Genomic DNA, 10,920 nt, shown 5'->3' on the forward strand with positions numbered 1-10,920 from the left:
CCGTCAATCGCATCACCGCCGAACGCCTGCTGCGGCAGGCCGGCGGGGTCAGCGGCGTCATCTATTCGTCGCTGCCCGTTGTGATCTTCGTCATTGCGTCGAGCGTGTCGGGTTTGTTCGCGGCGATCGCCTCCGCGCTGACCGCGGCCGCCCTGGTCTTGGTGTGGCGCCTGATCCGGCGGGACTCCCCGCAGCCGGCCGTGTCCGGGTTCTTCGGCGTCGCGATCTGCGCGCTGGTCGCCTACATCGTCGGGGAGTCCAAGGGCTACTTCCTGCTGGGCATCTGGATGTCGTTGCTGTGGGCGGTGGTCGTCGCGGCGTCGGTCGTCATCCGGCGGCCGCTGGTCGGCTACGTGTGGACCTGGGCCACCGGGCGGGGTCACGGCTGGCGCGACGTCCCGAGGGCCATCCACGCGCTCGACGCAGCCTCGATCTGTTGGGTGTTGGTCTTCGCCGCCCGGTTCGTGGTCCAGGGCCTGCTCTACAACGCCGATCAGACGGGTTGGCTGGCCGTCGCTCGCATTGCGATGGGTTGGCCGCTGACCGTGGCGGCCGCGCTCGCGACGTACCTGGCGATCAAGTCCGCGCAGCGCGCCATGCTCGCGGCCGGCGACGCCCGCGCCCCGATCGACGCCGATCCCGTCAGCGACTAGCGGTGATCGCGAGCGCGGCGGAGCCGGGCGCTGCGGGTCACCGCCATCGGTCCGCGGTGATCGCGAGCGCGGCGGAGCCGGGCGCTGCGGGTCACCGGTCCTAGTCGTCGAGCCCCGGGCCGTCGGGCAGCAGGAGCTTGCGCAGATCCTCTTCGGCCTCGGCGACCGCGACGAAGAGCAGCTCGTCGCCGCCTTCGAGCGGCTCGTCGGCCTCCGGCACGATGACCCGCGGGCCGCGCAGGATCGTCACCAGCGAAGCGTCGCGCGGCAGCTGCAGGCGGCGCACCGGCTTGCCGCCCCAGGGGGTGTCGTCGGGCAGCGTGATCTCGACCAGGTTGGCCTGCCCGCGGCGGAATTCCATGAGCCGCACCAGATCACCGACCGCGACGGCCTCTTCGATCAGTGAGGCCAGCATGCGCGGCGTGGACACCGCCACGTCGACGCCCCAGGCGTCGGTGAACAGCCACTCGTTGCGGGGGTCGTTGACCCGGGCCACCACCCGGGGCACCGCGAATTCGGTCTTGGCCAGCAGGCTGAGCACGACGTTGGCCTTGTCGTCGCCGGTTGCGGCGACCACCACGTCGAATTCGTGCAGGTGCACCGATTCCAGCAGGCTCAGTTCGCAGGCGTCGCCGAGCCGCCAGTGCGCGGCGGGGATGGCGTCGACGTCGACGTGATCGGGGTTGCGCTCGATCAGCGTCACGTCGTGGCCGTTGCCGATGAGTTCGCGACTGACGGAGCGGCCGACCGCGCCGGCCCCGGCGACAGCTACCTTCATGTTCGCCGCTCCTTAACCGAGGTCTTCGCTGGGTGGCAGGGCTGCGATGGCCACGGCCTCGGCCACCCGGCCCGAGATCGCGGCGACGTAGACCTGATCGCCGGCCTGCAGAGCCGTCTTGGGCTCGGGCAGGACGCCGGCTCCGAACCGGATCAGGAAGGCCACCCGGGCGCCGGTCGCCTGCTCGAGATCGGTGACCCGGTGGCCGATCCACTCCTCGTGCAGGACTACCTCGGCGACGGCCACCGTGCCGGTCGGGTCCCGCCATTTGGCTGTCTCGGTGTCCCGCAGCAGCGCGTTGAGCAGGCGGTCGGTGGTCCAGGGCACGGTGGCGATGGTGGGGATGCCGAGGCGCTCGTAGACCTCGGCCCGCTTGGCGTCGTAGATGCGGGCGACGACGCGCTTCACGCCGAAGGTCTCCCGGGCCAACCGCGCCGAGATGATGTTGGAGTTGTCGCCGGAGGAGACCGCGGCGAACGCGTCGGCCTCCTCGATGCCGGCCCGCAGCAACACGTCGCGGTCGAACCCCTGGCCGAGCACCCGTTCCCCGCCGTATTCCGGGCTGAGCCGGTTGAAGGCGGTGCTGTCGCGGTCGATGACCGCGACGTCGTGGCCGATCCGCGACAGCCCGTCGGCCACCGAGGAACCGACGCGGCCACAGCCCATCACCACTACTCGCAATTTCCGATCCTCTCGGCTGCGTCCTGCGGCCCCCATCGGCAACCCACGTCGGCCAGCCGATTTCGGGTCGGCAAACATTCTCACCTACGAAGCTACCGCCACACCCCGGTGGGCTTAGTCTTGGCTCTCGTGTCCAAACTTTCCACCGCAGCGCGTCGATTGCTCATCGGTCGGCCGCAACGCAGCGACCGGCTGAGTCACACCCTGCTGCCCAAGCGGATCGCCTTGCCGGTGTTCGCCTCCGACGCGTTGTCCTCGGTGGCGTACGCACCCGAGGAAGTCTTCCTGATGCTGTCGGTCGCCGGCCTGTCCGCCTACGCGTTGACGCCCTGGATCGGTCTGGCCGTGGCCGCGGTGATGCTGGTGGTGGTGGCCAGCTACCGGCAGAACGTGCACGCCTACCCCTCGGGCGGCGGTGACTACGAGGTGGTCACCACCAACCTCGGTGACACCGCCGGACTGGTGGTCGCCAGCGCGCTGATGGTGGATTACGTTCTGACCGTGGCCGTTTCGACGGCGTCGGCGATGGCCAACATCGGCTCGGCGATCCCGATCGTGGCCGAGAACAAGGTCTGGTTCTGCGTGGCCTCGATCCTGCTGGTGATGGCGTTGAACCTGCGCGGAATCCGCGAGTCGGGCGTGGCGTTCGCCATTCCGACCTACGCGTTCATCGTCGGCGTCTTCATCATGATCGGCTGGGGCCTTTTCCGGATCTTCGTGCTGGGCAACCCGCTGCGCGCGGAGTCGGCCGGCTTTCAGATGCACGCCGAGCACGGTCAGGTCGTCGGCTTCGCGCTGGCATTCCTGGTGGCGCGCTCGTTCTCCTCGGGCTGCGCGGCGCTGACCGGCGTGGAGGCGATCAGCAACGGGGTTCCGGCATTCGAGAAGCCCAAGTCGCGCAACGCGGCGACGACGCTGCTGATGCTGGGCGGGATCGCGGTGGCCCTGCTGATGGGCATCATCGTGCTGGCCCAGCAGATCGGGGTGCAGCTGGTCGAGGATCCCGCCCGGCAATTGACCGGCGCGCCGCCCGGCTACTACCAGAAGACGCTGGTCACCCAGCTGGCGGAAACGGTCTTCGGCAGCTTCCACATCGGCTTCCTGCTGATCGCAACGGTCACCGCGCTCATCCTGGTGCTGGCGGCCAACACGGCGTTCAACGGCTTCCCGGTGCTGGGTTCGGTCCTGGCGCAGCACAGTTATCTGCCGCGCCAGCTGCACACCCGGGGCGACCGGTTGGCGTTCTCCAACGGCATCCTGTTCCTGTCCGGGGCGGCGCTGCTGGCGATCATCGCGTTCCGCGCCGAGGTCACCGCACTGATCCAGCTGTACATCGTCGGCGTGTTCATTTCCTTCACGCTGAGCCAGATCGGCATGGTGCGGCACTGGACCCGGTTGCTGCGCACCGAAACCGACCCCCGCGCGCGCCGCAAGATGATGCGCTCCCGCGTCGTCAACACGGTCGGATTGCTCTCCACCGGCGCCGTTCTGTTGGTCGTGCTGGTCACCAAGTTTGTCGCCGGCGCGTGGATCGCGCTCTTCGCGATGGGTTTGCTGTTCTTGATCATGAAGATGATCCACCGGCACTACGGCACCGTCACCAGGGAGCTGGAGGAGCAGGCCGCCGCCCAGCACGACGTGGTGCTGCCGAGCCGCAACCACGCCCTGGTGCTGGTGTCGAAGCTGCATCTGCCGACGCTGCGCGCGCTGGCCTACGCGCGCGCGACCCGTCCCGATGTTCTCGAGGCGCTCACCGTCAGCGTCGACGACGGCGAAACCCGCGAGCTGGTGCACCAGTGGGAGGAAAGCGACATCAGCGTGCCGCTGAAGGTGATCGCGTCGCCGTATCGCGAAATCACCCGTCCCATACTGGATTACGTCAAGCGGGTCAGCAAGGAATCAGCGCGCACCGTCGTCACCGTGTTCATCCCCGAGTACGTGGTGGGGCATTGGTGGGAGCAGGTGCTGCACAACCAAAGCGCGCTGCGGCTCAAGGGCCGGCTGCTGTTCATGCCCAACGTGATGGTGACTTCGGTTCCGTGGCAACTGAATTCGTCTGAGCGGCTGCAGACGCTGCAGCCGCATGTGGCCCCGGGGGACACCCGTCGGGGAATCTTCGATTGATGCGCGAATCGCCTCGCACACCCAGCGCGGTGCTGCCCGCGGGTGAGGAACTCACGCTGGTGACCGGCGCCCCGGCCAACGGCGGCAGCTGTGTGGCGCACCACGAAGGGCGAGTGGTGTTCGTCCGCTACGCGCTGCCGGGCGAGCGAGTGCGGGTCCGGGTGACCGCCGACCGCGGATCCTATTGGCACGCAGAGACCCTCGAGGTGCTGGAACCGGCCGACGGCCGCGTCGAGTCGCTGTGCCCCATCGCCGGGGTGGACGGGGCCGGGTGTTGCGACCTGGCGTTCGCCGCGCCGGAGGCGGCGCTGGTCCTCAAGGCGCAGGTGGTGGCCAACCAGCTGGAGCGGCTGGGCGGGCACCACTGGGCCGGCGAGGCCGAACCGCTGTCGGATTCCGGGCCGACGGGGTGGCGCACGCGGGTCCGGCTCGATGTCGGCGCGGACCGTCGGCCCGGGTTTCACCGGTATCACAGCGACGATCTGGTGACCGACCTGCGCTGCGCGCAATTACCGTCCGGCATGCTCGACGGGCTCGCCCAATCGGACTGGCCCCCGACGGCCCAATTGCACGTAGTCGTCGACGACGACGGCGCGCGCCACGTGGTGCGCACGCTGCGGCAGGGCAAACGGACAGCGACCAAGGTCGTGGAGGGCGGCTACGAGGCGATCCAGCGGGTGGACGGGCGCAGCTGGCAGATCCCGGTGACGGCATTCTGGCAGGCGCACCGCGGCGCGGCGGCGGTGTACAGCCGGCTGGTCGCCGACTGGGCACAACCCGGGCCGGGCGCGACCGCCTGGGATCTGTACGGCGGCGCGGGCGTTTTCGCCGCGGCGCTGGGAGCGGCGGTGGGTGAGTCCGGGCGGGTGCTGAGCGTGGACACCTCCCGCGCGGCGACGCGGTCCGCCCGCGCCGCGCTGGACGACCTGCCGCAGGTGCAGGTCGTCACCGACTCCGTGCGCCGGGCGCTCGGCGCGCAACGCTCGAGCGCCGATGTGGCGGTGCTGGACCCGCCCCGGGCGGGTGCGGGGCGCGAAATCATCGAGCTGCTGGCGGCGGCCGGGGTTCCGCGGGTGGTGCACATCGGTTGCGAGGCGGCGTCTTTCGCGCGCGACATCGGCCTCTATCTCGGCCAGGGCTATGCCGTCGAGAAAATCAAGGTCTTCGACGCGTTCCCGCTCACGCATCACACCGAGTGCGTAGCACTGTTGACCCGCTAGCGATTAGAGGAAGGGCGCCGCAGCCGATAGACTCCGTCACGGTGTGCCGGGAAGTCTGGTCGGCGATGTCCTCGATGTCCCCGTCGACCAACCGAAAGGCTTAGGTGCCTACCATCGAAGAGCGGGCCGCGCCCGCCGACGCATCAAGCGGTATCGGACGGCGGCCATCGTGACCGAGACTCTTCGTTACGCGCTGATCATTTTGTTCTGCAGCGCAGTCGGTTTGGTCGCCGTCCTGGCGAACCGCCTCACCGAGCGGGTCAAGATCCCGGTGCCCCTGCTCGTGCTGGTCGGGGCCGCCGTGGTTGTACACGCGGTGCCGGCGGTGCAGTCGCCGTCCGAGCCGACCGTCGAGCGGGTGATCACGATCGCGCTGGTGTTGGTGTTGTTCGACGGCGGCATGCACATCGGGCCATCGCGGTTCCGCGCGGCCGCCATCCCGATCCTGTCGGTGGGCGTGTTGGGGACCGCCCTGACCGCCGCCGGGGCGGCCCTGGTGGTGCACTACGCGTTCGGAATCGCCTGGTTCCCGGCGGTACTCGTCGCCACGGCCGTGGCCCCCACTGATCCCGCCGTCGTCTTCTCGGTCCTGGGCAAACGCGAGATCCGGGGCCGCAGCAGCACCATCTTGGAGGGCGAGTCCGGCGCCAACGACCCGGTCGGCATCTCCCTGATGTCCAGCCTGATCGCCGCGGGCGGCCTGAGCGCGGCCGGATTCGCCGGTGTGGGAACGCAATTCGTTCTCCAGATGGCGGTCGGGCTGGCCGTCGGGGTGATCGGCGGCCGGGCCCTGCTCGTCTTCATGCGAAGGGTCGCCCTGCCGAGCGAAGGCCTCTACCCGCTGCGCACGCTGGCGTCGTGCCTGATGCTGTACGGCATCGCGACGCTCGCGCACGGCTCGGGGTTCCTGGCCGTATTCGTCGCCGGCATCGTGATCGGCGACGCTCGTGCGCCGTACAAGCCGGAGATCAAGCGGTTCCACGCCGCCCTGGCGGGGCTGGCCGAAATCGTCGCGTTCGCCTTTCTCGGCCTGACGGTGGACATCAACGTCCTGGCCCACCCGGACGTGTGGATTCCCGGGGTCGCACTCGGTGTCGCGCTGACATTGTTGATCCGGCCGCTGGCGGTGGGCTCGTGCCTGGTTCCGGTCCGGCTGCGACGCAACGAACGCATCTTCGTCCTCTACGCCGGGCTCAAGGGGGCGGTGCCGATCCTGTTGGGCGAGTTCCTTCGGGCCGCCCACGTCCCCGGCGCCGAACGCCTCTACGGCATCGTGGTCATCGTCGTCATCTTCTCCGTGCTGGTGCAGGGCAGCTCCGTGCCCGGTGTGGCCCGGCTGCTGCGGCTACCGATGCGGACCGTGGAGACCCAGCCGTGGCAGATCGGGGTCCGGCTCGCGGACGAACCGCAGGGCGTCCATCGCTTCAGCGTCGCCCGCGGGTCGACCGCCGAGGGGTGCACCGTCGAGGGCCTCAGTGACCGGGTCGGCGACATCTGGGTGAGCATTGTGGTCCGCACCACCGGCCTGGTGCCCGTGCGGGGCGACACCGAGCTTCGGGCCGGTGACGAGGTCGTTGTCCTGGCAGATCCCGAACTTCGCGACAGCCTGGCCGAGCTCTTCGGCCGCTCGTAGGCCTTGCGGCTCCGCTGCTTCCCTGTCGTTCCCGCGGACGCTGCGTAGACTATCGGGATGCTGGAACAGATCCGCGGGCCCGCTGATCTGCAACACCTGTCCCAACCGCAGCTGCGCGAACTGGCCGCCGAGATTCGCCAGTTCCTGATTCACAAGGTCGCTGCCACCGGGGGACACCTGGGGCCCAACCTCGGCGTCGTCGAGCTGACGTTGGCGCTGCATCGGGTGTTCGACTCGCCGCACGACCCGATCGTGTTCGACACCGGCCATCAGGCGTACGTCCACAAGATGCTGACCGGTCGCGCCCAGGACTTCGAGAGCCTGCGCAAGAAGGGCGGCCTGTCGGGCTATCCGTCGCGCGCCGAGAGCGAACACGACTGGGTCGAGTCCAGCCACGCCAGCGCCGCCCTGTCGTACGCGGACGGCCTGGCCAAGGCGTTCGAGCTGACCGGCCACCGCAACCGGCACGTGGTCGCGGTGGTCGGCGACGGCGCGCTCACCGGCGGCATGTGCTGGGAGGCGCTGAACAACATCGCGGCCTCGCGCCGGCCGGTGATCATCGTGGTCAACGACAACGGCCGCAGCTACGCGCCGACGATCGGCGGTGTCGCCGACCACCTGGCCACCCTGCGGCTGCAGCCGGCCTACGAGCAGGCGCTGGAGAAGGGCCGCGACGCGGTGCGCTCGATGCCGTTCTTCGGCGAGCTCGCCTACCGGTTCATGCACAGCGTCAAGGCCGGCATCAAGGACTCGCTGTCCCCGCAGCTGCTGTTCACTGACCTCGGGCTGAAATACGTCGGCCCTGTCGACGGCCACGACGAACGCGCGGTCGAGATGGCGCTGCGGCACGCCCGCGGCTTCGGCCGGCCGGTGATCGTGCACGTCGTCACCCGTAAGGGCATGGGCTTCGGCCCGGCCGAGGACGACGAGGCCGAGCAGATGCACTCCTGCGGCGTGATCGACCCGGTCACCGGGCAGGCCACCAAGGTCGCCGGGCCCGGCTGGACCGCCACCTTCTCCGACGCGCTCATCGGTTACGCCAAGAAGCGCCGCGACATCGTGGCCATCACCGCGGCGATGCCGGGCCCGACCGGGCTCAGCGCCTTCGGCCAACAGTTCCCGGATCGTCTCTTCGACGTCGGCATCGCCGAGCAGCACGCGCTGACGTCGGCCGCGGGCCTGGCGATGGGCGGCATGCACCCCGTGGTGGCCATCTACTCGACGTTCCTCAACCGCGCCTTCGACCAGATCATGATGGACGTGGCGTTGCACAAGCTGCCCGTCACCATGGTGCTGGACCGCGCCGGCATCACCGGTTCGGACGGTGCCAGCCACAACGGCATGTGGGACATGTCGATGCTGGGCATCGTCCCGGGCATGCGGGTGGCCGCGCCCCGGGACGCCACCCGGCTGCGCGAGGAGCTCGGCGAGGCCCTCGACGTCAACGACGGCCCGACCGCCCTGCGGTTCCCCAAAGGCGATGTGGGCGAAGACATTCCGGCGCTCGAGCGGCGCTCGGGCGTGGACGTGCTGGCGGTGCCGGCCGCCGGATTGAACCACGATGTGCTGCTGGTGGGCGTCGGCGCATTCGTCCCGATGGCGTTGGAGGTGGCCAAGCGGCTGCACAACCAGGGGATCGGCGTGACGGTGATCGACCCGCGCTGGGTGCTACCGGTGTCCGACGGGGTGCTCGAACTCGCCGCGCAACACAAACTGGTCGTCACGTGCGAGGACAACGGGGTCAGCGGCGGCGTCGGGTCGGCGGTGTCCGCCGCGTTGCGCAACGCCGAGATCGACGTTCCGTGCCGCGACGTCGGCCTGCCGCAGCGGTTCTACGAGCACGCCTCGCGGGGTGAGCTGCTGGCCGACCTCGGGTTGACCGATCAGGACGTGGCCCGCCGCGTCACCGGCTGGGTGGCCGCCTTGGGCAGTTCCGTCACCGAAGCGGAGATCCGCGAACACCTCGACTAGTCAGCGGAGCGGGTCGCCACCCACCATCGTCGCGAGTGCATTCGGGGCGTTGAGTGTGCGCTCACGGCGGGATCTCGCCGATTTCTCCGCCCAGCGCTCACCCGCAATGCCCACGATTCACCCTCGATGAGTGAACGCCCCGAGCTAATCGCCGGCCTCGGCCGGGGGCTGCAGCGCCTGCGCCAGCGGGGGATCCACCAATTCCCGCTGCCACCGCCGGGCCTGCCCGGCGCGCAGGAACGTCTCGACGGCGTCGAGGGGATCGGGCGCCGGCTCCCAGTCCCAGCACAACCGGCGCACCAAATCGGGCGAGACGAGGTTTTCGGTGGGGACGTGGACCTGCTCCGACACCCGCGACAGGGCCGCCCGCGCCGCCTCCAGCCGTGCGGCCGCCTCGGGTTTGCGCCGGCTCCAGCGTGCCGGCGGAGGCGGGCCGTTGGGCGGTTCGGCGTCGACGGGCGGATTCTTGGTTTGCCGGGCCGCCTCCAGCGCCCCCAGCCAGGTGGCGGCGCTGCGGCGTTGATTGCGTCCCCCGAACACCGGCAACGCGGTGAGGTCCTCGATCGTCTTCGGGTCGGCGAGGGCGGCCTCGATGATGGCCGAGTCGGGCAGGATGCGCCGCGGGGCGATGTCGCGGCGCTGGGCGATGCGGTCGCGCGTCAGCCACAGCTCGCGAACCGCGGCCAGCCCCCGCTGGTCGCGCACCCGGTGGATGCCCGACGTGCGGCGCCACCGGTCGGGCCGCGCCGCGGCGCTGGGGTCCCTGGACCCCACCGCCCGTAGGTAGTCGAATTCCTCTGCGGCCCAACCGGTTTTGCCCTGCTGGTCCAGGACGTCGGCGATCGCGGCGCGCAGCTCGATGAGCAGCTCGACGTCCAGCGCCGCGTAGTTGAGCCATTCCTCGGGTAGCGGGCGCTTGGACCAGTCGGCCGCGCCGTGGCCCTTGGCCAGTCCGGACCCCAGCAGCCGCTCGACCATCGTCGCCAGGTTCACCCGCTCGAAACCGGCCAGCCGCCCGGCGAGCTCGGTGTCATACAGAGCTGGCGGCCGCAGGCCGACCTCCGCGAGGCAGGGCAGGTCCTGGTCGGCGGAATGCAGGATCCATTCGTCTTCGCTCAGCACCTCGGCGACGGGCCGCAGCGCCTCCACCGGGTCGGCCCCGTGGCTGACCGGGTCGATGAGCACCGTGCCGGCGCCGGCCCGGCGGATCTGAATCAGGTAGGCCCGGTTGGAGTACCGGAACCCCGACGCCCGCTCGGCGTCCACGGCGAACGGTCCGCGCCCACGCTCCAGGAGCTTCGCGGCCTCCTGGATCTGCCGGGCGGTCACCGAGAGGTCGGGAATTCCTTCGGCAGGGTGCAGCAGCGGCGTGGGCTGGGGTTCGGGATTGTCGGGCTCGCTGTTGTCGGGCGCAGTGCTGCCGGGCCCGGGGGCATCCGGTTCGCACATGTCAGGCGCGTGACCGGGAGCTCAGATCGGTGACGCCGGTCGGCGGGAGGCCCGCCGCGTGTTCCAGTACCTCACAGAAGGCTTCGACGTGGACGCCGACTTGCGGCGTGGTCGCCGTCCACGACGCCCGCAGCTCCAGTTGGTGGGCGCGCGGGGGCCCGGAGATGTCCCCGTAGCGCACCGACGTGGTGGCGGTGACGGTGCCGCCCAGGGCGGTGACCTGCTCCATCCGGGACTCGAGCGCGTCCACCAGCCAGCTCCAGGCGACCTCGGGCAGCAGGGGGTCGACGGCCTCGCTGGGGTCCAGGTCGGCCTGGATGTAGGCGACCAGCCGGATGGTGCCGTCCCACGCGTCGGCGCCTTCCGGGTCGTACAGCAGGATGAGTCGGCCGAAGGCGTCGCCGTCGGACC

9 protein-coding genes are annotated in these 10,920 nt (G+C 70.1%); 5 read left to right on the forward strand and 4 right to left on the reverse strand.

Annotated elements, in window-relative coordinates; genetic code table 11:
• Nucleotides 1-11: 11 nt before the first annotated feature.
• Nucleotides 12-653, forward strand: a complete 642-nt coding sequence (locus tag A5691_RS25730; protein ID WP_231972759.1) for a DUF3159 domain-containing protein — start codon at nt 12-14, stop codon at nt 651-653.
• A gap of 100 nt (nt 654-753) precedes the next feature.
• On the opposite strand, the gene A5691_RS25735 is transcribed toward A5691_RS25730, so the two are convergent.
• Complete coding sequence (locus A5691_RS25735; RefSeq protein ID WP_067268952.1) at nt 754-1,431, reverse strand: TrkA family potassium uptake protein; 678 nt, start codon at nt 1,429-1,431, stop codon at nt 754-756.
• A gap of 12 nt (nt 1,432-1,443) precedes the next feature.
• Complete coding sequence (locus A5691_RS25740; protein ID WP_156669900.1) at nt 1,444-2,112, reverse strand: TrkA family potassium uptake protein; 669 nt, start codon at nt 2,110-2,112, stop codon at nt 1,444-1,446.
• Between the two features lie 129 nt (nt 2,113-2,241).
• Here A5691_RS25740 and A5691_RS25745 point away from each other — a divergent pair, with 129 nt between their 5' ends.
• The 4 genes from A5691_RS25745 to dxs all read left to right on the forward strand — a co-directional run bounded on the left by A5691_RS25745 (nt 2,242) and on the right by dxs (nt 9,060).
• Nucleotides 2,242-4,236, forward strand: coding sequence for an APC family permease (locus A5691_RS25745; RefSeq protein WP_067748638.1), 1,995 nt, complete (start codon nt 2,242-2,244; stop codon nt 4,234-4,236).
• On the forward strand, nt 4,236-5,456 hold the full coding sequence (locus A5691_RS25750) for a class I SAM-dependent RNA methyltransferase (protein WP_369827109.1): 1,221 nt from the start codon (nt 4,236-4,238) through the stop codon (nt 5,454-5,456). Before A5691_RS25745 ends, A5691_RS25750 begins: the two co-directional genes overlap by 1 nt.
• A 169-nt stretch (nt 5,457-5,625) precedes the next feature.
• Nucleotides 5,626-7,089, forward strand: a complete 1,464-nt coding sequence (locus A5691_RS25755; protein WP_067748640.1) for a cation:proton antiporter — start codon at nt 5,626-5,628, stop codon at nt 7,087-7,089.
• Nucleotides 7,090-7,146: 57 nt separating this feature from the next.
• Nucleotides 7,147-9,060 (forward strand): 1-deoxy-D-xylulose-5-phosphate synthase, encoded by a 1,914-nt coding sequence (gene dxs, locus A5691_RS25760; RefSeq protein WP_068017309.1) that lies wholly within the window; start codon nt 7,147-7,149, stop codon nt 9,058-9,060.
• Between the two features lie 144 nt (nt 9,061-9,204).
• Here the strand turns inward: dxs and A5691_RS25765 are convergent, their stop codons facing one another.
• A complete protein-coding gene (locus tag A5691_RS25765; RefSeq protein WP_067748645.1) occupies nt 9,205-10,509 on the reverse strand; it encodes a ribonuclease D in 1,305 nt (434 codons plus the stop codon).
• 1 nt (nt 10,510) lies between these two features.
• Nucleotides 10,511-10,920: DUF3000 domain-containing protein (locus A5691_RS25770; protein WP_082950498.1), on the reverse strand; the 410-nt coding region annotated here is incomplete at its 5' end.

Source organism: Mycobacterium sp. E183, from assembly GCF_001667735.1.
Classification (GTDB): Bacteria; Actinomycetota; Actinomycetes; order Mycobacteriales; family Mycobacteriaceae; genus Mycobacterium.